Here is a 25300-nt window from a genome sequence, read left to right as displayed (position 1 = left end):
GGCTTATTTTTCTGTTCCTGACATCCAGGCTGAATATGTGCTACACTTTCAGTGGTGCCTGTGGTTCCCAGCACCATGAACTTTCACTAGTAAGACATGTTGGAGCATTATTTTATGGCACAAACAATTGACACAACTGGCCAGAGTTCCGCGGTCGGTAAGCGCACGCGGCGCAAGGATGCAGCCGATAAAGTTCGAGGCCTTACGCGTTACGCCGGTGATATGCCGGTAGCCGGACTGCTGCACGCACGGCTTGTACTCAGCCCATATGCCCATGCACGGATCGTCAATATCAACACCTCCGCTGCGGAGGCTATTCCGGGTGTAGTGGCCGTATATACCAGCGAGACACTGGGCATGGCCCATCGCAACAGCGGTTCGCGCTCTCAATCCCCCCTGGCGCAAAAAGAGGTCTTCTGGTGTGGCCACCCGGTTGCCATCGTGCTGGCGGAGACCGAGGCGGCAGCCGAGGATGGAGCTGCCGCTGTCGATGTCGATTACGAGCAGCTGCCCGTCGTCATGGATCCCATCGCCGCTATGCAGCCAGGCGCTCCTCGCGCGCGCCTGCAAGAAAACGATACCACGTCTGAAATTGCAGGTGGCGGCGCTCATGCCTCTGTTACCGAGGACGAGGTAGCCGATACGGACGAAGAACTCTCACAGAATGTCAGCGATAAGGCTCACTATCATGAGGGAAATATAGAGGCCGCATGGAACGAGGCTGAGGTAGTGGTGGAACGCACCTATAGGACGAGCTTTGTTCACCAATCATACATTGAGCCGCAGTCGATCACCGTCGTTCCCAGTACTACCGGCCAGCAGATGACGATTTGGGCCAGTTCACAGGGCATGTTTAGCGTACGCTCGGACGTATCCGAAGCGCTCAATGTTCCTGAACGCCAGATACGAGTCGAGTCCGTGCCTATAGGCGGCGCATTTGGCGGCAAATTTGGCCTGGTTGAGCCGCTCGCCGCCGCCGCTGCTTTTGCCGCTCACCGTCCGGTGCGCCTCGTCTATACGCGCTCGGAGGACCTGCTGGCCGGCAATCCTGCCCCTCAATCGATCATCACCATCAAACTCGGCGCGAAACGCGATGGAACCCTGGTCGCTATGCAGGCAAAAGTCATTTTCGATACCGGCGCCTACGCGGGAGCCGGAGCCGGACTGGGTGGCTACATCCTTGGCAGCACCTACCGCTGTCCCAACCTGGATATTCGCTGCTACGAAGTGCTGACCAATAAAGTTGGTGTCGGCGCCTATCGTGCCCCTACCGCACCGCAGGCCACTTATGCCCTCGAATCGGCGGTTGATGAGCTATGTGAACAATTGCAGGTGGACCCGGTTGCTTTTCGCCTGAAAAATGGGTTGAAAGAAGGCGATCCCACGCTTGATAAGAGTAGCCCACACTGGCCGCGTATCGGCTTACTCGAAAGCATAGAGAAGGTGCAGGAGCATCCTTTATGGGCAAAGCGTGCCGAACAGAAAAATCCACCCCCAGACTTACAGGGATGGAAGGTCGGGACGGGTATAGCGGTTGGCGGCTGGCCCGGTGGCACACAACCAAGCGCAGCTGCTTGCCGCCTGGAGTCCGATGGCACCGTTACGGTCGTTGTAGGCACGGTAGACCTCACCGGCTCCGATACCTCGCTGGCGCTCATTGCCGCACAGGGACTGGGTATGCCGGTCGACACAGTAAACGTGGCACATGGTAATACCGATACTATGCCTTTCACCGGTGGAACCGGGGGCAGCAAAACGACCTATTCCGTAGGTCCGGCAGTCCTGGCGGCAGCGCAGGATGCCCGCAATCAGATACTGACAATCGCCGCCGATATGCTGGAGGCCGCTTCTACCGACCTCGAAATCGAGGGCGACAAAGTAGTGGTGCGTGGTTCGCCGGGCAAAAGTGTTGCCCTGAAGGATATTGCCTCGGCATCCATGCAGTTCGCGGGCAAATATGAGCCTATCTATGGGCGCGGTCGCTCAGCAATTCGACATAGTTCACCCATGTTCGGAGCCCATGTGGCGCGCGTCGCCGTTGACCCCGAAACCGGGCATGTGCGTGTATTGGATTACCTGGTGGCCCAGGATGTCGGACTTGCCATCAACCCGGCAGAAGTCGAGGGACAAATCTTCGGCGGTGTCATGCAGGGCATCGGCTGGGCGCTTCTAGAGGGGATGGTTTACGATGAAAACGGCCAGTTGCTCACCTCCACCTTGATGGATTACGCGCTGCCTCATATCCAGGACATGCCACACTTCGAAACCATCATGATCGAGATCCCTTCTACCCTCGGTCCTTTCGGCGCCAAAGGCGTTGGAGAGCCTCCCGTAGTGCCCGTGGGCGCGGCAATCGCCAACGCGATCTACGATGCCGTCGGCATTCGCATGACGCAGTTGCCTATAACACCAGAGCGTCTATACTCTGCTCTGCATTGAAAATGGTGGTTTGAAAAAAAGCCTGAAACGAAGCCTTCCTCAACATTTGAGGAAGGCTTTTTAGCGTGATCTGGCGAAACCTGTCTGGTACTAATGGGCGTGTTATAATATGAATAGACTTTCCACCACATCACGCGTAGCTCTTGTGGCGGTCTCCGTAGTGTCCTGGTTGCATATTTAAAACACTAATGGCCACTGATTGCGTTCAACGTCTCTCCTTGTACAAAAACGCAATCTCTGACCCTCAAAAGGAGCGTAAATGATGTCAACTTCAGATTCTTCCTCTCAAACTTCTCGAACAAATGCCGCAACCAATTATGGTACCGCTCCGGTGAATCCAGTACAGGCTGATGTCGAGCCGCCAGTAGGTATCACTCCGCCGCAGATACTGGCGCGCGACGCTGCTGCCGGAAGGCGCGGAGCTGCATGGCGACTCATGCACTGGATCATGGAAGATGACCCGCGGGCAGTACTGGCCGTCTCATCTTGTGAGGATGATCGCCTGGCCCAGAACCTGCTCGAATTTATCGCCCTGGGCACATGGGCGGGGAAACCTTTTGTCGTGCCGAGAGCAATACGCACTCCACATGCTCGCACACGCCTGCGCACGCTCTTTTTGCCTGGTTCGGGCATGGAGCCGGCGCGAGCGGAGCAGGTTCTTTTTGCCGGCGCGCGTGATAAGCGTCCGGCCATGCGCGAGGCCGCTATACATATCCTGGGCATCTTTGGCTCGCCCGAAGCTACTCCAATTGTAATCGAGGCATTACATGACCCTGTTCCCGCTGTCCGCCTGCAGGCTGCGAAGGCGCTGGGACGCATTGGCGATGCCTCGGCGGTGCAGCCCTTGCTTGATGCATTGCAGGGCGCCGATGAGCAACTCGGCAGCCAGATTTTCTCCTCCCTGGTCAAACTTGGCCGCGTCGCGGTCCCGGCACTGATCGAAAGAAGCAAAAGCAGTTCTCCCTGGGTGCGCTGGCAATGCATACGCACACTAGGGGAGATAGGCGACCGACGCGCCGTGCCGGTGCTGGTAGATGCCATGCGCGATCCAGATCATGCTGTGGCCTGGATGGCCGCCAAAGCCCTTGCCAGCTTTGGCATACCAAGCGTAGAGGCAGTGCTGAAAATGCTCGAAACGGCCGATATGACTCCCTGGTTGGTAGAGACGGCCTCCTATGTCCTGCGCAACCAGAGCTACCGCCATCCTAAACTGAGGCCTTACCTGGAACCCGTCGTGCAACATATGCACGACGTAGCTTTTAGAGTAGGCACGTCGCGAGCAGCATTCAGAGCGCTCTCACAAATGCGCGAAGATGGTCTGCTGTAATTTCACATATCACGGAGGCGGGGCGCTTGCATCCCTGCCTCAACTCTTCGCCTGCTTGTATGGATAGTGCATCGTCTTATCGCCCTCCCAATTCTCGCGCAGGCCGGGCTTCGACAGATCCCAATCGGGCCGGATCTTGCGTGTGACTTCGCGCAAATCCTGCCACAGGTCCTGTGTTGAGGGCCGTCCCCAAAACCAGTAACCATTATAAATCTTGTAAATGACCAGCCCTGGCTCCAGTATGAAGGTGTGAGGGATCATAGGATTGTGGAACGGATCGGTGTACTCCTGGATATCCAGGTCCTGCTGAATTTTGCGTCCAGAATCCGAGAGAAATGTCCACTGAGCGCCCACGGCAGAACGGAACTCATTCAACTCGAGAATGTTGTCGGTCGCGATGGTAACGATTTGCGTGTAGGCAACGGCGATTTTTGGATAAAAAGCGGCAAGCTCAAGATGCTGTTGGGCGTCCTTGGGACAGTAGTGCCCCCGCGAGAGGATGAGAATCATGGGATCGTTGCCCTGTAGCTCGCTCAACTTGCGCCGGTTTCTGGCATGATCGGTCAACTCATAATCGGGGAAGCGAGCACCGGGGACGATATCTGAACGCATGTTAGTTCTCCTTTTAAGAAAATAGCGGATACCCACGCAAGGCATCCCTTGTTTGCAACCAATGTTTCTAGCCTGCAATCCAATCGGATTACGCTATTAGCAACAAAAACCTGGCAACATGCATTCCTTGCTTCCTGGTTGAAACAAAAACTATCCCATTCCTCGAAGCGGCAAAGTGATCAGGAGCGCCGCGTAAATGAATTTACCCCAGCACCCCTGATGGATAACGCGGGCTAATCTCCATTCCCCGCGTAAATCGGTCAAAGGCAAAGTGTACCATATCCTTCGGTTTCTCACCGGTCAGAATATATTGAGCCATCCATTGTCCAACGACCGGAGATAATTTGAAACCGTGCCCGCTGAATCCGGCAGCGCAATACAATCCTTCGTATGCTGGAAGGCGGTCCAGAATGGGATGGAAATCGGGCGTATCGTCGTAAATACCGGCCCATCCACCGCGAGGGACCGCGCGCGCAAGGGCAGGAATGCTTCCGGCTCCCTGGGCGCGAAAATAGGCGATCTCTTCTTCTGCCAGCCCCTGCGCATAATTGTCGGGATCGCTCGACGTAAAAACATTCTCAGTTGAACCAACCAGCGTTATACCCCCAATATCGGGACGCAGGTAAATATCGCGTGTCAGGTCGAGACCCACCGCGTGCAGGACCTGTCGCCCGCCAAAATCATTGGGACGGCGCAGCGCGACCATCGGGTGGCGCGTTGCGATAATCGGTAGATCAATGCCAATCGTCTTTGCCAGGGCAACGCTCCAGACATTCGCCGCCAGCACCACTACCGGCGCGTACACTTCGCCCTGCGTCGTGCGCACTCCCTGCACGCGGCCATGCTCTGTAAGGATACCCGTTACAGGCTCTCCCTCGCGTATAACAGCGCCATAGTCGCGCGCGCGGGAGGCAAAGCACGATGTCGTAGCCATTGGGTCTGCGACGCCGGTTTCAGGCTCGTAACATGCCAGGGCCACTCCTTTGCTGCTATAACCCGCTGCCATCTCGCTGATCTCCTCCGGCTCAAGCAGCATAGTATTCACACCCTGCTCCTGCTGCATCTGCACATTGGCCTGTAGCGCCTGCACGCCCTGTTCATCCGCCAGCACAACCATACCGGTAGTAAGGAAGCCCGCATCTCCTCCCACCACCTCATCAAAATGCTGGAAAACTGCCAGGCTTTCCTTCGCCATACGAATCGTAAAATCATTGGAGTAATGCTGCCTCACGATGGCCCCGGAACGCCCGGTCGTGCCGTTACAAATCGCCTGCCTTTCTAACAGCGTCACCCGTCGTTCCCCTGACTTTGCCAGGTGATAGGCAATACTGGTTCCCATTACACCACCACCGATGATTATGATATCTGCTGTCTCGGTCATAGCCTGTCCTTCCCTGCTAAAATTCTGCACCTTTCAAGTCAGCTTATCAGGCCATGCCAAAATTTGCAATATAAATTGCCGGTGATTGCCTGGAAGTCGAGTAGAGATGCTTCGCTGCACTCAGCATGACAGGCCCCGGAGACATCTGACTGTCTCCGGGGCCTGTCATGCTGAGTGCAGCGAAGCATCTCGCGCTCCTCAGACAACGTGGGTTCACCTCATCCCGGAGTGGGGCTTCTGAGTAATCACTAGAAATTGGTGACAACAAAAGTGGCTAATGGACCATACTGTCTCGGATTGGAATCAGACCCCGCTCAGTTCTGAGGTGACTATAATTTCCTCACGCAATGAGTGGCAAGCCCAGCACAAAAAAGATCATAAATACCGCCAGCAGTGGCGCGAAAAGCGCGACCACCAGGGAATGACGCGCCGGATGCTTACCAGTATTGCTCCATAAGGCGAGCAGCATGAACGCAGGAAACACTACAAGATAGTAGCGGCTGATGCTGTTGATGCTCGCAGTCGAAAGCGGCATGATGACCATCACAAGCGTATAGAGGCTATAAATCACCGGTAATCTACGCAATGACCAGAGACAAAAGCCAAGAAAAACAAAGATTACTATGATATTGAGCAGCCAGAAATTCCAGTTCATTGGATTGGGAGCCTGTGGATGTCGCAGCGCATGGGCAAGCACCTGCCAGGGAAGTTCAAATTGCCTCCCCCATTCGTGATGATTATGAATGGTCGCCAGAAAATCCCCTGTTTGGATATACGAGTAAATTAAAAAAGGTATCATGCCAAAAGGAATAAGAACAATAGCCAGCGCATTAAACCAGTTGCGCAGCGATTCTGAGGCCAGGGCCAGACCCAGGCAGCGCGAGTGTAACCAGGCATGTGCTTTTTGCGAAAATGTCATTCCGGCCATATCAGGTAGAGGAGAGTAAAAGTCGCTCAATACCTGCCAGTATTCCCATGCAACCGGCACAATCAGCAGAAATCCCTGAATGCGTGCAAGTGAAGCTAATGCGCCGCAAATACCCGCTAACCACCAGCGATGCAGGCGCGCGTAGTAGATGCAAGCCACAGCACAGGCCAGGAAAAGTGACTCTGGATAAATTGCTGAGAGATAGAAGCTGGTGGGAAAGAGCGCCAGGTAGAACACGGTGCGTGAGGCCGTATGTGAGTCAAATTCGTGGCGCACAAGCAGGAACAGGTATAGTACTGCTACCAACCCGGCAGCATTCGAGACCACAATGCCTGCTACATTAAAAGCCGCGAGATTTCCGCCGAAAAGAAGCCCTAGCGGTCGCATGAGCATGGGAAAAAGTGGTAGAAATATCCAGTCCGACATCTGGTGCAATGTACTGGCGGGCCAGTAGCCATCCTGAGCGATACCTACGTAGAAGCCTGCATCAAAGTGATTCCACATCAACCAGAGCGCGTCAGGAAAATGCGTGTTCTGCGCAACGGGCGATATATATGATCCAACTTTGAGCAAAGGCAAAATATAGAAATCGGCCAATAACCCTACAAAAACGAGTACAATGCGCGTCCCAAAATAAGGAAGTAGCGCTTCCTGCCAGGTAGAGGTTTTCAGGCCGTCATGATGACTGATCGAAGTCGCTCGTTGATAACTATCTTTTGCCTGTTCTTGCGCAATCATGTACTTACCCCCTGATTCCTGTCTGTGCTCTCATATCTTACTTGTAAGGAACGGCTTATCTATTTGCCTGTAACACATAATTGTTACAATAAGTATTAATACTGGCATATTAAGTATAAATACTTAGGATTGTTTTGATAACAAAAGTAAACTATTAATCGTGAGAATAATGATTTATTCCCGGCCATGCTAGAGCTAGCGGCAACATGGGAATATTTGTCCCTCTCCCCCTGTTATCTCCTTTGAATATGCTGACAATTTATTAGCTCCAACCAAAACACAGCAATCCTTGACAAACAACAAATGTGCTGGTAATCTTTGTTTAGAGCTAAATAAGAGTAAGTTGATTAATTTAGTCAACATCACTGCATTGAGAGGTGACTTGATATGGGTGAGGCATCCCGCGAAATTATGCGGCAAGCTCGCAAACAAGTGCCGGAGTGGACTCCAGCTCAGGTGCGTGAGTACCTGGGCCAGCAGCAAGACGCTGCGCCGGACGACCAGGAAATTGTTCTCGTAGACGTGCGTGAGAAGATTGAATGGAACGAGGGGCATATCCCCGGCGCCATTCATGTACCGCGCGGCTATCTCGAACTACAGATCGAAGAAGCTGTTCCCGATAAGTCAAAGACGGTCGTGCTCTATTGTGCGGGCGGCGTGCGCTCGCTCATGGCCGGTGCCACGCTGAAGCAGATGGGCTACGACAACGCCATCTCCATGTCGGGCGGCTTTGGGCAGTGGAAGGCCAGCGGTTTTCCATTCGTGCAGCCTCGCACAATGACCGAAGCCCAGGCCAAACGCTATAGCCGTCATCTGCTGATCCCCGAAGTCGGCGAGCAGGGCCAGTTCAAACTGCTTGATTCGAAGGTCCTCTTGCTCGGCGCCGGTGGTCTTGGTTCCCCCGCGGCCTATTACCTGGCTGCAGCCGGAGTCGGTACAATTGGCATTATCGACGACGACGTGGTAGAAGAGAGCAACCTGCAGCGACAAATAATCCACAACACCAAACGTGTAGGACAGTATAAGGCCGAGTCCGCGCGTGAAACCATAGAAGCGTTGAACCCCGATGTAAAGATCATCACCTACATTGAACGCCTCGACGAGACCAATGTAGCCCGCATCATCGCCGATTATGATGTAGTCATCGATGGCACCGACAATTTCCCGACCCGCTATTTGCTCAATGATGCAGCGATCATTGCCAATAAGCCGGTTGTGCATGGCAGCGTGTTCCGCTTCGAAGGTCAATTGACCGTTTTCAAACCATATGAGGGACCTTGCTATCGCTGTCTCTACCCCGAGCCGCCGCCTCCCGCGCTGGCCCCCAGTTGCGCGGAGGCAGGCGTCCTGGGAGTGCTTCCCGGCATTATCGGCCTGCTGCAGGCAACCGAGACCATCAAACTGCTGCTTGGTATCGGTGATCCCCTGGTCGGTCGCCTGATGACCTACGACGCGCTGGCCGGCGAGTTCAGCGAACTGCGCCTCTTCCGCGACCCCAATTGTCCAGCCTGCGGCGAGCATGCGCACCCAGAAGACCTGCCGACATACGCCGATGTCTGCGCGGTTCCGGCAAGGTAATCGAAAGATAGTAAGTAAATGAGTAAGGGTGCAATGCCTGCACCCTTACATTTTCGATAGATGGATAAAAGGAGATAAGCATGGCAACCGTTCGTCTTGCGCCCGTCCTGCGCGCCTCTGTAGGTGGGTCGAAGCAGGTAAGCGCTGAGGGAAACACTCTCACCGAAGTTTTGAACGATCTATACAGGCGCTTTCCCGCGTTGAAAGAACAGATTCAGCCGGAAGACCAGCTGAGCCGCTATATTAATATCTATGTCAATGACCAGGATGTACGCTTTTTGCAGGGCGGATTAGAGACTTCCGTTGGTCCGAATGACACAGTTATCCTGTTGCCCGCCATGGCAGGTGGGATGTCGTAGAGGCGCACCTTTGTGGTCGCCCGCCCGTGGTGGGATGTCGTAGGGGCAACCCTTGTGGTCGTCCGCGTTCGATTGGGTGCCAGTTTCAAAAAGAGGGGGAACAAAAATATGCTCTACAGCAATATACTAGATACGATTGGAAATACGCCGCTTGTTGAGCTAAAAAGCTTCAGCCCACGCCCCGGAGTACAACTTTTTGCCAAACTTGAGGGCGCGAATCCCACCGGCAGTATCAAGGACCGCATCGCCAAAAAAATGATCGAAGAGGCCGAGGCGAGTGGCAAACTTACCCCCGGTTCCATCTTGCTGGAGCCAACCAGTGGCAATACCGGCATCGCGCTGGCCATGATTGCTCGCGTCAAGGGCTATGGTTTTACAGCAGTCATGCCGGACAACGTGACGCAGGAGCGCCGCCAGATGCTCGAACTCTACGGCGCGAAGATCATTTATTCCGATGGCTCGTTGGGCAGCAATGGCGCGGTACGCCTGGCACAGGAATTGGCCCGCGATGATCGCTACGTAATGCTCTACCAGTATGGCAACGATGCCAACCCCGGCGCTCATTACGAGGGCACGGCGGTTGAAATCATTCGTGATCTGCCGGACCTCGATGTCTTTGTGGCCGGTCTCGGTACCGGTGGCACCCTTACCGGCAATGCTCGTCGCCTGAAAGAATATAATCCTGCTATCAAGGTCGTCGCGGCTGAGCCATTGCAAGGCGATGGCGTACAGGGATTGCGCAGCCTGGAAGATGGTTTTGTGCCGCCCGTACTCGATCAATCGCTGCTCGACGCCAAAATTCTGGTAACCAGCTCAGACGCTGTACGCCGCACCCGCCAGTTGAAAGATCAAGAAGGTATCTTCGCCGGCCCATCATGCGGGGCCGCCCTGCACGCTGCGCTGCGCGTCGCTAACAGCATGGAGCAGGGTAAAATCGTCGTCATCCTCGCCGATGGCGGTTGGAAATACCTCAGCGAAGACCTGTGGACGCGTGACCTGGATCAACTTGAGGACGATCTGGAAGCGAAATTATTATGGTAGGTTATGGAAGTTAAAGAAGGTTTTATCGTTCGTATTCCGCGAGCGATCTACGATGAAATGGTGGCGCATATTGTCGCGGGCTATCCCAACGAGGCCTGCGGCGCGCTTGGTACTAAAGACGGTCAGGTCGTCCGGCACTATCCCACCGCGAATGCCGCCGAACATCCCGATGATTTCTCCATTATCGGCGAGGCCGACCTGCTGCGTATCTTCGAGGATATCGACGAGTATGATGGTGAAATGATCTATTATCATTCCCATCCCAAATCCGAGGCCTATCCATCCCGGCGCGATAAAGATTGGGCCAAACGCAACAAACTGTTCTACGTCATTTTCTCCCATCGTTTCTATCCTGAGCCACCCTATGTTCGCGTTTTCTGGGTGCAGGATGACGATTCGGTAATCGAGGGGAAGGTTGAAGTAATTTAACCCTCCCCTTATTTATTTCCTCTCTCTCCCGTCTCCAACAATGTCATCTATCTCTTGCCGAAAACTAAATAAATACACGTTTAATGGAAAGGGGACGGAAATCCGGCCAAATTTTTGTGCCTGGAAAGTATTTTTCAGGCCAGGATTTCTTCCACGCGCTTTCTTGCATAACCCAGGTGGCTTGTCGTGTATTTGTATTTAGATTTGAGGTGTCTGTTGCAAGAATTGCAAACTACGCTTCCGGCAGGGAGTATTTTGCGAGATCGCTATGTTGTTGAAGACCTGCTAGGTCAGGGTGGTTTTGGGGCGGTCTACCTCGTCAGGGATTTACGGGTCAAGGGCAATCTGTACGCGCTCAAAGAGGTCATTGATCCCAACAAAAAAGACCGCAAACGCTTCATTTTTGAGAGCGAACTACTTAAACGTCTCGATCATCGCGCCTTTCCACGCGTCTACCGCGTCTTTGAAGACGAGGAGCATCATAGAGCCTATATGCTCATGGACTATATCGAGGGCGAAAATCTTGAAAAGTTGCGCCTGCAACAGCCGGAAAAACGCTTCTCTCTACCCCAGGTGCTCACCCTACTTGCTCCCATCATGGATGCCATCACCTACTTGCATGGTCAAAATCCTCCAATTCTGCATCGCGATATCAAACCATCCAATATTATTCTTCCCGCTACGGGCGAGGAGACCGTGCTGGTGGACTTCGGCATCGCGAAGGAGTTCGATAAAGACGCGACGACCACTGCTGTCCGCAGCTGCTCGCCCGGCTACGCAGCCCCGGAGCAATACAGCAGAGGAACCAGCATCCGTACCGATATTTATGGACTTGGTGCCACTCTCTATGTCCTCTTGACAGGTAAGGTTCCCACCGATGCTCTCTATCGCATGACGGCCATAGGCTCAGGCCAGGTTGACCCTCTTGAGCCTCCACGTAAATTTGTTCCCTCCATCCCACAACATATTGAGCAGGCCATTATCCGCGCCTTATCCATAAATAGCAATGATCGCTTCGCCAGCGTCGAAGAATTGTGGCAGGCTTTAAATGCTCATCCAACATGGAGACAATTGACTGCGCCTGTCATTATGAAGTCATCCTCATTATCTCAAATGGGAACCCTTATCCCCCGCAGGCCAGTTGTGACGCCTCTTCCTTCGACCATCACCATCCATAAACAAAAGCGGAAGCGACTCACTCGTCTACTGCTGCTCGTTCCGGCAGTACTGCTCATCATCCTTGCCGCGGCGGTCGGCTTCTTCTCTTATGCAACAAACGGCCAGAAGGCGCGTTCTTTCGCGCCAACAACGCAAGCCAGCTCGACCATCACCACTATAATCGCTTCGCCTACCATCACAGCCTATCCAACCCACATGGCTTCACCCTCACCACATACAAAGGTCAAAGCTACGCCCACATCTCGTCCCGTAATCCAGCCCACAATTATCGTTACAATCGTTCCTCCCCCTATCCCTACGATGAGACCTACTCCCCCATCCACGAAAACGCCGCAACCCTCGCCATCTCCGACCCCGCGTCCAACTCCTTCGCCGACGCCCGTTCCCTATCCGAACGTAGCCGGGAACTACACCGGTACCATTTTTGATCAGACCGAAAACATCACCACTGGCATGACTTTATATATCCAACAAAAAATAGGCCAGGCAAGCATCACCGGCTATTTCACCGTCAACCCTCCCCTGGTGGGTAGTGGCAATTTCACCGGTTCGGTCAATACCAACAAATACATCCAGTTCACCGTCCAGTCTTACCATGGAAACGCTCCGCTGTATTTCTGGGGCTGGGTGCAACAGGATAGCAGCCTCAAAGGAGATTATTGTAGCCTCAACTCAAAAGGTCAGTGCGACCCCTCTGTTGGAGACGCAGGCACGTGGAATGTTAGTGAATCAGGGTCATGATAAGGCTTGCAAGCCGCGCACTTATTTGATATGCTTGTAGTAACGACAAAATGAAGTTTGACTTCGTATGTCGAACATCAAATCTGACCTGGACCTTAGAGGAAAGAGAGAACTTATGGATACTTCTCCTCAAAGCACCAGTTCCACGTTACATGAGTCTGGTGTATACAAGCCGGTAGAACAGGAAGTCGAAGTAGAAGGGGCGGAACCGCACGTTCACTTGCCGAACCCAAGCTACTGGCCTGTTTATCTTAGCGTTTGCATCCTTGTGGCAATAGCCGGGTTTCTCATTTCATACTGGATATCTGTTGTTGCACTCGTTGGCATCCTGATCTGCATTCTGGGCTGGGGGCTGGAAGATCCCATGGCTCCATTGAAAGAGACGTACATCGCTATTCGCAAGAAATTTGACCCCTGGAAGTTCAAGATCGGTCAAAACGTGGTGGACTCACAGGGAAATTTCCTGGGCAAAGTGCAGGCGCGCTTCCCTAAATATATTCTGGTTGAGCGCAGCGTTTTTTCGACCCCATATTATGTGCCCCAGAGTGCCGCCAAAGATGAGATAAAGAACAATACCATCTACCTGACGATGAGCGAAGCTGATCTGCTGAGGCAGGGACTCAACAGCGTCCCTGACGACCTTTACGAGGAAGCGCCGGAACCTGGTATCCCCGTTGTAAGAGGCGCGGCGCAATTCGCTCGCAGGCCCCTTTCACCGGCGGAAACCGGCCATTACAACTACGGCAGAAGATGGCCCGGCATCAACACCGACGCCAGCGGCTCCTATCATCACCAGGAAGTCATGCCTACTCCACAGGAATACGTGACCGAGGGTGTGTATGCCACCGATAAGCCCATCCCACCACGGGCCACTAATCCAGATTAGAAAATGTCCTGTCTTCCCTCCAATAAACTGACCAATCGGCCCCACGGCTCTGCCGTAGGGGCCGATTCATCGGCCCGCCTTCCCTGCTGAAATACCTTGTGAAAATTCATTATTGGCCTCTGGAACAACCCAATTATTTCACCAGAACTTCTTTTCCTGCCCCAGTCAGGACAGCCTTCTAACCAGCTCAAATGCCCCAGGGGTATAATTGCCTTGTTAAGCATTGACTTAATAAAGAAAATGCTTTATAATAATGACATGGATATGTTTGTTGCACTTGCAGATCCTACAAGAAGACACATTTTAGAACTGCTCGCCAGCAGTGGTGAATTAACTGCCACTGCCATCTACGAGCAATTCCCTACCACTCCACAGGCGATCTCACAACACCTCAGAATCTTGCGTGAGGCACACCTGGTGGAGATGGAAAAACACGCACAAAAGCATCTGTACCGCCTCAATCCAGACACACTGTCCCAATTTGAAACATGGGTTCAGCAAACAAAGCAGAGGTGGGAAGAGCGTTTTGCTGCCCTGGATCAGGTACTCGAACGTGAGAAACAGAAGCTCGTGAAGGACGAGCATGAAAGCAGGTAAGGTGATGAGCAAACAAGAGAAAGATACGATGAGAAAATTCATTCTCTACATGGCGATGACCTTTGATGGCTTCTTTGTAGTTGAGAGATAAGGAAAGAGAAATATGGCAACAGCGAATTCACCCAACCAAAACCCTGCACTCAAACAACTTGAGATACTGGTTGGTGATTGGGAAATGGAACTGTTCAATACATCTTTTCTTCCTCGCCCATCCGACACAGTAAAAGGATCGATCTCTTTTGAGTGGATGCAGGATGGAGCTTTTCTGCTGATGCGTATGGGCGACAAACCGCCGCGTCCGCCCGTTGCCATGTGGCTCATCAGCCGAGACGAATCGACCCCAGAATACACTGTACTCTACTATGATGATCGCGGGGTTTCGAGGGTCTATCAGATGAGTTTTACGGAAGGCGTTTGGAAGATATGGCGAGAGGCACCGGGCTTCTCGCAGCGCTTTGAGGGCAAGTTCAGCGAGGATCACAATACCGTGACCGCCTCCTGGGAGAAATCACTGGATGGCACAACGTGGGAGCACGACTTTAACGTCATATATACGAGGAGATGAAAAACACATGTCAAAAAACACAACGACAATTGCCGCGGAGCCAGGGAAGCAGGAAATAACGATCACCCGCGAATTCGATGCTCCGCGCGAACTCGTTTTTAAAGCCGTCACCGATCCACAGCTGATCCCGCAATGGTGGGGGCCGAGATACCTTTCAACCGAAGTTGACAGGATGGATGTGAGACCCGGGGGCCAATGGCGCTTTATCAATCGAGACGCAGAAGGACACGAATATGGGTTCCATGGCGTGTATCACGAAGTCCTTGCGCCTGAGCGCATTATTGATACCTTTGAGTTCGAAGGGTTACCGGAAGCAGGCCATGTGACGCTGGAGACAATGAAACTTGAGCCATTGCCAGGAGGGCGAACCAGGCTCACAACTCAAACCGTTTTCCAATCGGTCGCCGACCGCGATGGCATGCTGCAAAGTGACATGGAATCAGGCCTCAAGGATAGCTATGACCGGCTTGAAGAACTCCTGAAAAAGATATAGAGACACTGATGAAATTTGCCGATCGAATCGGGAATGCTGTAGGGACAGGGCGGCGAGATGAAGAGAGATGATGACCCGATTCGGTTGGCAAAGCTCACTTTTTCTTATACGGTTCAACCACCGTTTTATAGTAATCGCACAAATCTGTAATCGGACATTTGCTGCACCGAGGATGCTCATACACACAGATACGTTGCCCATGCCGCAGCAGGGCCTTGTGAAAGTTATAGATTGTTCTAGAATCCTGTGGCAACAGGGCCTGCAACAATGCATGTGCATTATCGGCCGTCACCTTTTTCCCAATCAGCCCAAGACGTCCCGAGACGCGATGCACATGCACATCAACAGGCAGGATAGGCAACCGGCAACTGAACAGTAACACGCAGGCGGCAGTCTTTGGCCCGACACCCTCGAAGCGATTCAACCATGCCGCGGCCTCCTCCACCGGCAAGTTGCAGAGGAAATCGAGCTTCAGTTCACCGCACTCCTCAGTAATCTGGCGCATGATCGTCTGGATGCGTGGCGCTTTCACCTCGGGAAAGTTGACATTGGCAATCGTGTCCTGTACCTCTTCCATCGGCGCATCGCGTACCGCCTCCCACGAGCCAAAACGCTTCAGCAGGTTATCGTAGGCAGCGGCGGTCTGCTCGTCGCGCGTGCGGTGAGACAAAAGGATATCGACCAGCATGCTCATGGGATCCTTGCTGGAGAACGGAACCTCCCCATAAAATGCCGTCAGGCGATTTGTGACCTCTAGAGCCTTGGCAGCAAGTGCCGTCACATCGGAGGAAGGATAACCATAATCGGCAGGATTGCGTGTAGCCATAATACTCTTTTGCCCCTATCTCTCTCTTCGTTTTAGCACAGTATATGATATTTACACGCACATAGATTATTAGCGGTTCCAGTCTACTCCTCTAGCTGCGCCGCGAACTGTGCCTCGTATAATGCCTGATACAACCCGGACTGCTGTAGCAGCATCTCGTGCGTGCCTCGCTCGACGATCTGGCCCTGTTGCACCACAAGAATCTGATCAGCACGTTGTATTGTCGAAAGCCGGTGCGCGATAGCGATTACCGTCCTACCCTCGATCAGCTTTTCCAGCGCGGCCTGAATGCGCCTTTCCACCTGCGAATCCAGCGAACTGGTAGCCTCATCGAGCAAGAGATAGGGAGCCTGGCACAGCAGCGCGCGTGCAATGGCTACGCGCTGCTTCTCACCTCCCGAAAGCCGGTAGCCGCGCTCGCCAACTATCGTATCCAGCCCTTCCGGCAGGCGGTTGATCAGGTCCTGCAACTGTGCAGCCTCCACCACGGTTTCCACCTCCGCATCGGATGCCTCAGGTGCGCCATAGCAGATATTCTCACGTAGCGTGGCATGGAAGAGGAAGAGTTCCTGTGTCACCAGCGCCAGGCGATGTCGTAAATTGTGCTGCGCGATCTGCGCAAGCGGAATGCCATCAAGCCGGACTGAGCCGTGCGTTGGGTCGTAAAAACGCGCAGCCAGCGAGAGGATGGTAGATTTGCCTGCTCCACTGGGTCCAACCAACGCGGTGAGCTTCCCAAGCGGAGCCGTGAACGATATATCGTGGAGCACTTCTTTGTTGCCTGCTTTGCCTGGATAAGAGAAAGAGACATTATCAAAGACGATCCCCTCGGTTGGTAGAGGCGGCAGAGGTTCTGGCTTCACCGGTTCTGGCACAGTGATGGGAATCTCAAGGAACTGGAAGACACGGTCGAATAGTGCCAACCCGCCAAGCAAAGTCGCGTTGGCCCCCGCTAATGAGGATGCCGGGGCGTAAAGCTGCGCCAGGTATGCGGCAAATGCGACAATCGTGCCCAAAGCAACCTGGTGCGTAATCACGAGATAGGCCCCATACGTGTAGAGCAGAGCTGGGCCAAGCGCCGTAAGGCTCTGCACGACCACCAGCAGCCATTGCCCCTCCAGCAATTGCGCTACTTGCTCGTGACGCACGTGAGCGTTGATCTCATCAAAATGTTTGGCCTCGCGTTCCTCCGTGCCGAAGCTTTTCACGACGATGGCTCCAGAAAGGCTCAGCGTCTCCTCCAACATCACCGAGAGCTCACCGAGCGCCTCCTGAGCGCGTTCCATCGCCGTATAACGCCGTTTCCCAAAATACAGGATCGGAAACGCAAAGGATGGCAGGGCAACTATCGTAACGAGAGTCAGTTGCCAGTTGATGCTCACCATAACCGCCAGCGTCCCGACCAGGGTGATCAGATTGCCAAGCGTACCGATAAAGGACTGGGTGAGAACGTTTTGCAGTCCCCCGGCATCATTCAGAAAGCGTGTATGAATTTGGCCGGCGCGCGTCCAGGTGAAGAAGTCCAATCCCAGCAATTGTGTATGTCGGTAAAGCTTCGCTCGCAGGTCCGCAATCATCCCCTGGGCAATCGTTATGCTCAGATAGTTCTGACCCAGCCCCAGCAGGGCATTACCAATAGGAAAAAGAATCATGCCGCCTCCAAGCAGCAGAACAAGAGCGAATTGATGGTGTGGTATGGCCGTATCGATCAGCTCCCGGATCAGCAGCGGGGGAACCAATCCTGTTCCGACCCCTAAAATCATGACCAGCGTCCCCAACACGAGTTTCCCACGATAGACCCGCAGGTATTGCCAGACCTTGCCGAGCGTGCGCCGAGTATCCGGTTTGCCTTCAGACAGATATCCTAACGTCCGTTGTTGATGCCACAATGGACCCATTGCTCCAAAACGACCACTAAATGCCATGATAGTATTCCTCGTTCATGTATTAAATTTCACTATGACATGCCTTCAACATACCCAGGCATGTCGAAGGCATGTCATTCTGAGCGCAGCGAAGAATCTCAGCCTGCCTTCTTCTTAAGCCTGTCATTCTGAGCGCAGCGAAGAATCTCAGCCTGCCTTCTTCTAAAGAATCGCCAGAAAATTTCATCATTGACGTCTTGTATGTACTTAGTTTATCATATTGTTAGACAATCGAAGTGTTCATCAGTCAAAAGGGGGAAAATATTGGCGTTTATGTGTGCGCCAGGGAGGTAGGAAGTATGACAAGAAAAGCCGTGCAAAACGACATCGATATGGCGGAAGCGCTCCTGGATATCGTACCCGGACTGCTACGCCGTCTTGGAGCCGACTTACCGCTCGAAGACTCACCCGGGGCTGACCCCAGTTGGCGCGATGTGATTGCATTGCGTGCCACGCCGGGACAATTAAGTGTGTTGAGTGTACTGGCCGAACACAAACGCTGTACCATGCAACAACTCGCGGACCATCTCGCCGTGGCCCCATCGACAGCTACGGCGATGGTCAAACGCCTGCTTGCCCAGGGATATATCGAACGCAGCCGTGATGATGCTGACTGGCGCACGGTCTGGGTTCGACCAACCGAGGCCGGGTGCCAGGCCGTGCGTGTGGTTCATGAAGCGAAGCTCGCCTCGCTGAAAAAGCGCCTGGAGCAGCTCAGTCACGATGAACGGGCCAGCATTATGGCGGCCCTACCTGCGCTATATCACTTAATCGAAGTATAAATACCTTCAATTCCATGAAAGGATAATTATGAGTTTTTCACGTTCATCCGCGGATACTTCTGTGACCGCGAATCAAGAGGGCGTTGTCGAGGAAGCCATTCCCCATCGCGATGGCTATCAATGGACGGCTCTTTCAGTCACAACAGTTGGAGCCTTGCTCGCCTCTATTCAAGGTTCAGCCTTGTTGATCGCATTGCCCAATATTTTAACGGAACTTCAGACCTCGTTTCTAACTATCATGTGGGTACTGATCGGCTACTTGCTGATTACCACGGTCTTAACTCCGGTGATTGGACGGTTAGCGGATATCTGGGGACGCAAACGCCTCTATAATAGCGGCTTTCTCATGTTCGCGCTTGGTTCGCTGGTATCCGGGCTCGCGCAGCCACAGTTTCATGGTGGCGATCTGATAGTGGGACGTGTGATCCAGGGCGTTGGTGGGGCGCTGATGATAACCAACAGCACAGCAATTGTTACCGATGCATTTCGCAAGGGGCAGGTTGGTCTGGGACTCGGTGTCAACCAGATTGCGGGCGCGGCAGGATTCCTGGTCGGCCCGATTGTTGGTGGCTTGCTGACCGAGTTATCGTGGCGCTGGGTCTTCCTGTTCAATGTGCCGCTTGCTGTCTTTGGAGCAATTTGGGGTTTCTGGAGACTGCGCGAGCCCGTGCGCCTTGCCAGGCGCCAGCACATCGACTTCATAGGCGCTATTACACTTACCATCGGCCTGACCGGAACCCTGCTGGCACTGAGCCTGCTGGCCTTCCCGCTGCTGAGCCAGACCCTGACCTACTCCATTCTCACTATAGGTATTGTCGGGCTGTTCCTCTTTGCCGTTATTGAACCACGCATTAAGGAGCCACTGGTACAATTGCGCCTCTTCCGCGAGCGTCTCTTCTTGTTCGCGAACCTGAGCGGCCTGCTTAATGGCATTGCTCGTGGTGCCGTACTGTTCCTGCTCATCTTCTTCCTGCAAGGGCCTTACGGACAGGACCCGCTGAGAGCCGGCCTCATGTTGACCCCATTTGGTGCGGCTTTTATGATCGTTGGCCCATTGAGTGGCAGATTATCGGATCATGTAGGCTCGCGCGTGCTGACGCCGCTGGGCCTGGGCGTTTCTTCCCTGGGCTTGTTGGGGTTATCTACCGTCGGACCGTCAACGCCGTACTGGTTGTTGTCGATCTTCATGGCCCTCATGGGCGGTGGTTCCGGCTTCTTCGTCTCACCCAACACCAACGCCATCATGAGTTCCGTGGGAGCCCAGATGCGAGGGGCCGCAGCTGGCATTCTCAGCATGCTCAATAATACCGGCCAGATGCTCAGTATCGCCATTGTCTTCCCGCTTGCCCTGAGTGCCGTGCCTATGGCGGCAATGATGCAGGTTTTCATCTATGGAGGCGGCATGAGCCAGTTCCCAGCCGCGCTCAATACGTTCCTGCATGGCGTTCACACAGCGTTTCTGGTATCCTTTGCATTGAGCGTCATAGCCATGATTGTGGCCGCCTTGCGACCTTCTCATCGTTAGCTGTTTCTGAGCTTGTAACCCCCATATCTCCGGTACGTAATTACTGGTAGAAGACCTGTTGGTTGTCCCAGGGTGTCTGGGAAAACGGGTCAAGGAGATAAACACGATGAGTCAGCAAGAATTTGTCCCTGAGCCGGAGTCCTATGGAGAGGAAGCGGGAGACCGCGAAGATGACCTGTATGCTGCGCGGAAGTCATATTACCGTCGGCGCAATCCGCAGAATGAAGGCGTACCCAAGGATGAGCCGCCCTCAAGCTATCTTGATTCAGCCATCTCGCCTGGCTACCGGGCGCAAGATAATATACCAAACGAAAATCGCGGAACATACGAAACAAACGCCGGCGACCAGCAATTCTCGAGCAACGCCGGCCAGCGGCAGCAATTCGCTTCTGAAGATGATGCATACGAACAAGGATTTCGTCCCTACAACTCCTATTATGGCGGGGGATACGGGCGAGGTGTGCCGCCTTATGCTCAAAATGCAGGCTATAGCCGTGTGCGAAGGCGCAGCCCGTTCAGGGCGATCTTCCTCGTGCTACTATTGTTCCTGCTAATTAAGCCGATTCTGATCGTAGCGGGGCTATTCCTGGCAACAATCGGGGGCCTGCTGCTCTTTATGCTGCTAATGGCGTTCTTCATCTTTAGCCTGGGCCTGTTCCGCCTGGCACTTCGGCCCGGTTATCGTCGTGGCGGTCGTTACTGGTACCGGCGCGGCCCATGGTGGTAAATAAGGAGCGATAGGCCATGCCAGAGCCATCAGAGCCACGTACATTCGACAAGCCTATGTGGCTCTTGTGGAGCTGGGGCAGAGGGGATGCCCTGCCCCTCTGCTCAGCTGTGCCAGACCTGACGATTGAAGAGTCAACGCATGTTGAACTGCTCTCACATCATCTTCTCCTTATATTCATCTATGCATATTTATCCTGCTCAATCTTTCTATATATACATAAACTTCAATTGACATATAAGCTCATTATTCGTATACTCATGTGCAGAGAGCAGGATAGGACCCGAAAACAACGTATCCGGGTGACTATTCTTGTCTTTCCGTGAGGAGGTCACTCCTCGCGCATCGTCCTGCACGAATAACCATACTTATCGAGCAGGCGGGGGTAATGTGGTAAGTGAATTAAAGGAGAAATGTCTACAGTGAAAAATTTGTCTATCTCTAAGGTATTGGCTCCGGTCGGTATTTTGCTGGTGATGCTGGCTCTAGTAGTGACCGGTTTTGCCCATCTCTGGCCCGCCGGTGCCGCGCCATCGGGCCACACTAATATTCAGGCAACAACAGCTCCTCATTTGATGAAAATACATGGAGCAAAGCAGGGTGATACCGCGGCTCCTCCTCCGGTGCAATATCATGGCGGGCCGGTTATGCGACAAACCATCACCTACGCGATTTTCTGGGAACCGCCAACATTGCAGGATGGCACACCCGCGCGCGTAAGCAATCGCTACAACAGGCTATTGATGGGCTATTTCAATGACGTTGGTGGCACCGAACTCTATGATAACAATACCCAGTACTACGATGATTCGGGTCATATCGTCAACAGTTCGGCCTTTGGCGCAGCCTGGGTTGATACCTCGCCCTATCCTCCCTCCGGCTGCAGCTATATGGCAATGCCTGCCAATTGCCTCAACGATGCCCAGATTCAGGCCGAAGTAGTCCGCGCTATGGATGTCAATGGTTGGAGCGCGGGCCTGAACCATATCTTCTTCGTCTACACGGCGCGCAAAGAAGGTTCCTGCCTCGACGCTAGCTCGAAATCGTGCGCCTTCACCGATTACTGCGCCTATCATTCCGCTTTCGCTGTCGATGGTCAAACCGTCATTTATGCCAACATTCCATACGCGGGCACCGACCTCGCGGCCTGTGGCGTTCCCTATGCGCCTAATGGCAGCCTCGATTCCGACAGCGCCATTAATATCACCAGCCATGAGCAAATGGAAGCAGTAACCGATCCACAGCTCAATGCCTGGTATAACGCTGACGGCGAAGAGATAGGCGATATTTGCGCCTGGAATTTCGACAACATCCACCTGAACCACAATACGGCGAATGTGGATTGGCAGAACCATTTCTACATTGTGCAGCGAGAATGGAGCAACGTTTTCGGGCAATGCGTCCTGCGAGGACAGCTGGGAACCGTCCTGGTGACAACCTACAATGGTGACCTGTGTAATCTCAATACGAACGATGGTTATACGCGCTGGTGCTACGCAACGCCTCGCATTCAAGGGTCATCGCCCACGCTGGCCAACGGCGTCGTCTACTTCGGCTCTGATGATGGCTATGTGAATGCAGTTCACGAGTTGAATGGTAAACTGGCCTGGCGCTATAAAACTGACAACCAGCTTGTTACCTCCTCGCCGGTTGTCCAGGATGGCGTCGTCTATGTCGCCTCCAGCTCTCTCTACGCGCTCAATGCCGGTAACGGTTCGCTATTGTGGAAGCATCGTTTTCAATATGGCGCCGCCTCCTCACCCACCGTTGTCAATGACATCATTTACATCGGCGAAGGTGATGGCTATCTCTACGCGCTCAACGCCGGCGATGGCTCTGTGTTGTGGCGCTTCCAGACAAAGACCTACGTCTATTCTACAGCCCCGACCGTCGTAAATGGCGTGGTATACGTCGGCTCGACCAACCATACCCTCTACGCGCTCGATGCCAGCACCGGCTCGCTGCTCTGGAGTTACCAGACGAACGGAGCTATCTATTCTTCGGCGGCAGTGAGCGACGGCATCGTCTACATCGGCTCGGGAGATAATTCCATGTACGCGTTCAACGCCGCTGATGGTTCGCTCATCTGGCGCTATACGACGGGCGATTCCATCTATTCCTCGCCGTCCGTCGTCAATGGAGTTATCTACTTCGGCTCGAACGATGACTTTGTCTATGCGCTCAATGCCAGTAGCGGCTCGCTGCTCTGGCGCTACCAGACCGGCGGAAGAGTCTTCTCATCTCCACAAGTAGCCAATAGCCTGCTTTATGTTGGCTCAGAAGACTCCTATGTCTATGCGATCAATACCACCGCCGGAACGCTTTCCTGGCGCACTCAGCTGGGTGGTAGTGTCTATACAACACCTTTTGTCCATCTCAGGATTTTAGGAAACTAAGCAGCAGAAATCTCGCCAGAGCAAGCATATGGCCCTATCCTGGATACGCCTGCGCATTCAGGATAGGGCCATATGCTTGCTCTGACCTGACTTTCCCTTGCGCTTGCCTAATTCCGACCTGTGAGGTAGAATATAGGTTGGTAATCGCATTTGTGCAGTTTCAATCCCTCAACGGGTTCAGGAAAGCGCCTGGCTCCTGCCGCTCCCCTTGTGGGCGCCCGGGAGCCGCTAAACCCGAAAACGTCAAGGGCAATTGTATTTAGGGAGGTCATTAGTATGGCAGAAACACAAGCAGCTCTATCGAGCGCGAATTCTACATCCGGCTACGCTCATCCAGAGGCCCTGGTAGAAACAGGTTGGGTGGCAGAACACCTTAATGATCCCAATATCCGCCTGATCGAGGCCGATGAAGACGTATTGCTCTACGAATTAGGCCATATTCCAGGTGCCGTCAAACTCGACTGGCATGTCGATGTGCAGGACCCGGTCAGCCGTGATTTCATCGACCAGCAGGGTTTCGAGAAGCTGATGAGCCGCTGGGGCATCAGCAACGATACGACAATCATTCTCTATGGTGATCGCAACAACTGGTACGCCACCTATTCATACTGGCTTTTCACCATGTATGGTCACAAAAACATGAAGATCATGAACGGTGGTCGCTCCAAGTGGGAGGCAGAGGGTCGCCCGTTCAGCAAGGAAGTGCCACATTACGCACCCGCTACCTATCATGCGCAGCCCGTGGATGAATCAATACGTGCTTTCCGCGACGATGTCATGATGGGATTGCATGACCCCAATCGTCGTCTGATCGACGTACGCTCCCCACAGGAATATACCGGCGAACTACTGCACATGGTGAACTATCCGCAGGAAGGAGCGCAGCGCGGCGGTCATATTCCCACTGCCAAAAACATACCCTGGGCCACCGCCGCCAATTCTGACGGCACCTTCAAGTCAGCGGAGGAACTGCGCCAGATCTACGGCGGTAAGGATATCAAACCCGAAAATGATGTCGTCTCTTATTGTCGTATTGGCGAGCGTTCCGCGCATACCTGGTTCGTTCTGACTCGTCTACTCGGCTATCCACGTGTCCGTAATTATGACGGCTCCTGGACAGAATGGGGCAACCTTGTACGCGCCCCCATCGAGAAACCGTAATGAATCCCGTCGGAGCCGATGATGAACTTTCACAACACAGTCCAGCAAGCGGCCGATGAATCGACCCCGTGCCGTAGGGGCCGATTGATCGGCCTCGTCGTTTCATATATCGATACATTGGTCAAAATGTATGGGTGAAGATACATCATTATACCCAATACAACTCATCAAGTCCCCGGAGGGAAAAATTAGTATGGACCGGCAAGAAGCTATCGAATTTTTAGTAGATCACTATGAAAACCCGCGTAATTACGGGCCGCTGGAGCACGCCGATGTAAGCCTCACCGGTGGCAATCCCGGGTGTGCCGATATCATCACCATGCATGCTCGCTTCGACAAGAATGGCAAGCTCGAAGCCGTCAACTGGGAGGGCGAAGGCTGCACCATCAGCAGCGCCGCCGCATCCTACGTAACCGAACTCACACAGGGCATGACCGCGGAAGAAGTCGAAAATATGAGCTTTGAGGACCTCATAGAGCAACTTGGCCGCGAACTCGTCATGACCCGCCCAACCTGCGCAACTCTGGCGCTCGGCACCCTGAAAAAAGGCGTACATGAGTATCGCATGCACGAAAAGGCCAAAGAAACGAAACACACCAGTTAACCCGGTAAAGCTAACTGATGTGTTTCTCGATCAAGGTTAATGACTCTATACCCATTGCCTA

General features: G+C 53.5%; 22 protein-coding genes. 17 read left to right on the top strand and 5 right to left on the bottom strand.

Annotation, left to right across the window (positions count from 1 at the left end):
• The first annotated feature begins 114 nt into the window (after positions 1 to 114).
• Together VFA09_20665 and VFA09_20660 are read left to right on the top strand one after the other, a co-directional pair.
• On the top strand, positions 115 to 2439 hold the full coding sequence (locus tag VFA09_20665; protein ID HZU69699.1) for a xanthine dehydrogenase family protein molybdopterin-binding subunit: 2325 nt from the start codon (positions 115 to 117) through the stop codon (positions 2437 to 2439).
• A 259-nt stretch (positions 2440 to 2698) separates the two neighbouring features.
• Positions 2699 to 3766, top strand: a complete 1068-nt coding sequence (locus VFA09_20660; protein ID HZU69698.1) for a HEAT repeat domain-containing protein — start codon at positions 2699 to 2701, stop codon at positions 3764 to 3766.
• A 39-nt stretch (positions 3767 to 3805) separates the two neighbouring features.
• Here the strand turns inward: VFA09_20660 and VFA09_20655 are convergent, their stop codons facing one another.
• The 3 genes from VFA09_20655 to VFA09_20645 form a co-directional block, all read right to left on the bottom strand.
• On the bottom strand, positions 3806 to 4378 hold the full coding sequence (locus tag VFA09_20655; protein ID HZU69697.1) for a redoxin domain-containing protein: 573 nt from the start codon (positions 4376 to 4378) through the stop codon (positions 3806 to 3808).
• Positions 4379 to 4580: 202 nt separating this feature from the next.
• A complete protein-coding gene (locus tag VFA09_20650; GenBank protein ID HZU69696.1) occupies positions 4581 to 5759 on the bottom strand; it encodes an FAD-binding oxidoreductase in 1179 nt (392 codons plus the stop codon).
• 340 nt (positions 5760 to 6099) lie between these two features.
• The gene (locus VFA09_20645) at positions 6100 to 7425 is read right to left on the bottom strand and encodes a hypothetical protein (protein ID HZU69695.1); all 1326 of its coding nucleotides are present in this window, start codon (positions 7423 to 7425) and stop codon (positions 6100 to 6102) included.
• A gap of 387 nt (positions 7426 to 7812) precedes the next feature.
• Between VFA09_20645 and moeB the strand changes: the two genes are divergently transcribed.
• The 9 genes from moeB to VFA09_20600 all read left to right on the top strand — a co-directional run bounded on the left by moeB (position 7813) and on the right by VFA09_20600 (position 15293).
• Positions 7813 to 9003: a molybdopterin-synthase adenylyltransferase MoeB gene (gene moeB, locus VFA09_20640; GenBank protein ID HZU69694.1), complete on the top strand. Its 1191-nt coding sequence runs from the start codon at positions 7813 to 7815 to the stop codon at positions 9001 to 9003.
• 80 nt (positions 9004 to 9083) lie between these two features.
• The gene (locus tag VFA09_20635) at positions 9084 to 9362 is read left to right on the top strand and encodes a MoaD/ThiS family protein (GenBank protein ID HZU69693.1); all 279 of its coding nucleotides are present in this window, start codon (positions 9084 to 9086) and stop codon (positions 9360 to 9362) included.
• A 108-nt stretch (positions 9363 to 9470) separates the two neighbouring features.
• Entirely contained in the window at positions 9471 to 10403 is a 933-nt protein-coding gene (locus tag VFA09_20630; GenBank protein HZU69692.1) for a cysteine synthase family protein, read from the top strand.
• 3 nt (positions 10404 to 10406) lie between these two features.
• Positions 10407 to 10832 (top strand): M67 family metallopeptidase, encoded by a 426-nt coding sequence (locus tag VFA09_20625; GenBank protein ID HZU69691.1) that lies wholly within the window; start codon positions 10407 to 10409, stop codon positions 10830 to 10832.
• Positions 10833 to 11087: 255 nt separating this feature from the next.
• Entirely contained in the window at positions 11088 to 12752 is a 1665-nt protein-coding gene (locus tag VFA09_20620) for a protein kinase (protein ID HZU69690.1), read from the top strand.
• 115 nt (positions 12753 to 12867) lie between these two features.
• Positions 12868 to 13638 carry a hypothetical protein gene (locus VFA09_20615; protein HZU69689.1) on the top strand — a complete coding sequence of 257 codons (771 nt, stop codon included), beginning with the start codon at positions 12868 to 12870 and terminating at the stop codon, positions 13636 to 13638.
• Between the two features lie 213 nt (positions 13639 to 13851).
• Entirely contained in the window at positions 13852 to 14235 is a 384-nt protein-coding gene (locus VFA09_20610; GenBank protein ID HZU69688.1) for a metalloregulator ArsR/SmtB family transcription factor, read from the top strand.
• A gap of 103 nt (positions 14236 to 14338) precedes the next feature.
• The gene (locus tag VFA09_20605; protein ID HZU69687.1) at positions 14339 to 14800 is read left to right on the top strand and encodes a hypothetical protein; all 462 of its coding nucleotides are present in this window, start codon (positions 14339 to 14341) and stop codon (positions 14798 to 14800) included.
• Between the two features lie 7 nt (positions 14801 to 14807).
• Positions 14808 to 15293 carry an SRPBCC family protein gene (locus VFA09_20600; GenBank protein HZU69686.1) on the top strand — a complete coding sequence of 162 codons (486 nt, stop codon included), beginning with the start codon at positions 14808 to 14810 and terminating at the stop codon, positions 15291 to 15293.
• A gap of 94 nt (positions 15294 to 15387) precedes the next feature.
• Here VFA09_20600 and nth read toward each other — a convergent pair whose 3' ends face one another.
• Positions 15388 to 16119 (bottom strand): endonuclease III, encoded by a 732-nt coding sequence (nth, locus tag VFA09_20595; protein HZU69685.1) that lies wholly within the window; start codon positions 16117 to 16119, stop codon positions 15388 to 15390.
• Between the two features lie 83 nt (positions 16120 to 16202).
• Positions 16203 to 18044: an ABC transporter ATP-binding protein gene (locus VFA09_20590; GenBank protein ID HZU69684.1), complete on the bottom strand. Its 1842-nt coding sequence runs from the start codon at positions 18042 to 18044 to the stop codon at positions 16203 to 16205.
• A 299-nt stretch (positions 18045 to 18343) separates the two neighbouring features.
• Here VFA09_20590 and VFA09_20585 point away from each other — a divergent pair, with 299 nt between their 5' ends.
• The 6 genes from VFA09_20585 to VFA09_20560 all read left to right on the top strand — a co-directional run bounded on the left by VFA09_20585 (position 18344) and on the right by VFA09_20560 (position 25239).
• Positions 18344 to 18826, top strand: a complete 483-nt coding sequence (locus tag VFA09_20585; GenBank protein ID HZU69683.1) for a MarR family transcriptional regulator — start codon at positions 18344 to 18346, stop codon at positions 18824 to 18826.
• Positions 18827 to 18854: 28 nt separating this feature from the next.
• Positions 18855 to 20351 carry an MFS transporter gene (locus tag VFA09_20580; protein HZU69682.1) on the top strand — a complete coding sequence of 499 codons (1497 nt, stop codon included), beginning with the start codon at positions 18855 to 18857 and terminating at the stop codon, positions 20349 to 20351.
• A 106-nt stretch (positions 20352 to 20457) separates the two neighbouring features.
• On the top strand, positions 20458 to 21078 hold the full coding sequence (locus VFA09_20575; protein HZU69681.1) for a hypothetical protein: 621 nt from the start codon (positions 20458 to 20460) through the stop codon (positions 21076 to 21078).
• A 422-nt stretch (positions 21079 to 21500) separates the two neighbouring features.
• A complete protein-coding gene (locus VFA09_20570) occupies positions 21501 to 23474 on the top strand; it encodes a PQQ-binding-like beta-propeller repeat protein (GenBank protein ID HZU69680.1) in 1974 nt (657 codons plus the stop codon).
• 276 nt (positions 23475 to 23750) lie between these two features.
• Positions 23751 to 24635, top strand: a complete 885-nt coding sequence (locus VFA09_20565; protein HZU69679.1) for a sulfurtransferase — start codon at positions 23751 to 23753, stop codon at positions 24633 to 24635.
• Between the two features lie 193 nt (positions 24636 to 24828).
• A complete protein-coding gene (locus tag VFA09_20560) occupies positions 24829 to 25239 on the top strand; it encodes an iron-sulfur cluster assembly scaffold protein (GenBank protein ID HZU69678.1) in 411 nt (136 codons plus the stop codon).
• Positions 25240 to 25300: the final 61 nt, after the last annotated feature.

This window comes from Ktedonobacteraceae bacterium (genome assembly GCA_035653615.1).
Taxonomy (GTDB): domain Bacteria; phylum Chloroflexota; class Ktedonobacteria; order Ktedonobacterales; family Ktedonobacteraceae; genus DASRBN01.
Note: the sequence above shows the minus strand (reverse complement) of the source record. Positions and strands in the feature narration are given on the sequence as shown.

Bases quoted from the DNA above. Each gene is read 5' to 3' on its own strand.
- VFA09_20665 (HZU69699.1), top strand. From the start codon at position 115: ATGGCACAAACAATTGACACAACTGGCCAGAGTTCCGCGGTCGGTAAG.
- VFA09_20660 (HZU69698.1), top strand. From the start codon at position 2,699: ATGATGTCAACTTCAGATTCTTCCTCTCAAACTTCTCGAACAAATGCC.
- VFA09_20655 (HZU69697.1), bottom strand. From the start codon at position 4,378: ATGCGTTCAGATATCGTCCCCGGTGCTCGCTTCCCCGATTATGAGTTG.
- VFA09_20650 (HZU69696.1), bottom strand. From the start codon at position 5,759: ATGACCGAGACAGCAGATATCATAATCATCGGTGGTGGTGTAATGGGA.
- VFA09_20645 (HZU69695.1), bottom strand. From the start codon at position 7,425: ATGATTGCGCAAGAACAGGCAAAAGATAGTTATCAACGAGCGACTTCG.
- moeB (HZU69694.1), top strand. From the start codon at position 7,813: ATGGGTGAGGCATCCCGCGAAATTATGCGGCAAGCTCGCAAACAAGTG.
- VFA09_20635 (HZU69693.1), top strand. From the start codon at position 9,084: ATGGCAACCGTTCGTCTTGCGCCCGTCCTGCGCGCCTCTGTAGGTGGG.
- VFA09_20630 (HZU69692.1), top strand. From the start codon at position 9,471: ATGCTCTACAGCAATATACTAGATACGATTGGAAATACGCCGCTTGTT.
- VFA09_20625 (HZU69691.1), top strand. From the start codon at position 10,407: ATGGAAGTTAAAGAAGGTTTTATCGTTCGTATTCCGCGAGCGATCTAC.
- VFA09_20615 (HZU69689.1), top strand. From the start codon at position 12,868: ATGGATACTTCTCCTCAAAGCACCAGTTCCACGTTACATGAGTCTGGT.
- VFA09_20605 (HZU69687.1), top strand. From the start codon at position 14,339: ATGGCAACAGCGAATTCACCCAACCAAAACCCTGCACTCAAACAACTT.
- VFA09_20600 (HZU69686.1), top strand. From the start codon at position 14,808: ATGTCAAAAAACACAACGACAATTGCCGCGGAGCCAGGGAAGCAGGAA.
- nth (HZU69685.1), bottom strand. From the start codon at position 16,119: ATGGCTACACGCAATCCTGCCGATTATGGTTATCCTTCCTCCGATGTG.
- VFA09_20590 (HZU69684.1), bottom strand. From the start codon at position 18,044: ATGGCATTTAGTGGTCGTTTTGGAGCAATGGGTCCATTGTGGCATCAA.
- VFA09_20585 (HZU69683.1), top strand. From the start codon at position 18,344: ATGACAAGAAAAGCCGTGCAAAACGACATCGATATGGCGGAAGCGCTC.
- VFA09_20580 (HZU69682.1), top strand. From the start codon at position 18,855: ATGAGTTTTTCACGTTCATCCGCGGATACTTCTGTGACCGCGAATCAA.
- VFA09_20575 (HZU69681.1), top strand. From the start codon at position 20,458: ATGAGTCAGCAAGAATTTGTCCCTGAGCCGGAGTCCTATGGAGAGGAA.
- VFA09_20565 (HZU69679.1), top strand. From the start codon at position 23,751: ATGGCAGAAACACAAGCAGCTCTATCGAGCGCGAATTCTACATCCGGC.
- VFA09_20560 (HZU69678.1), top strand. From the start codon at position 24,829: ATGGACCGGCAAGAAGCTATCGAATTTTTAGTAGATCACTATGAAAAC.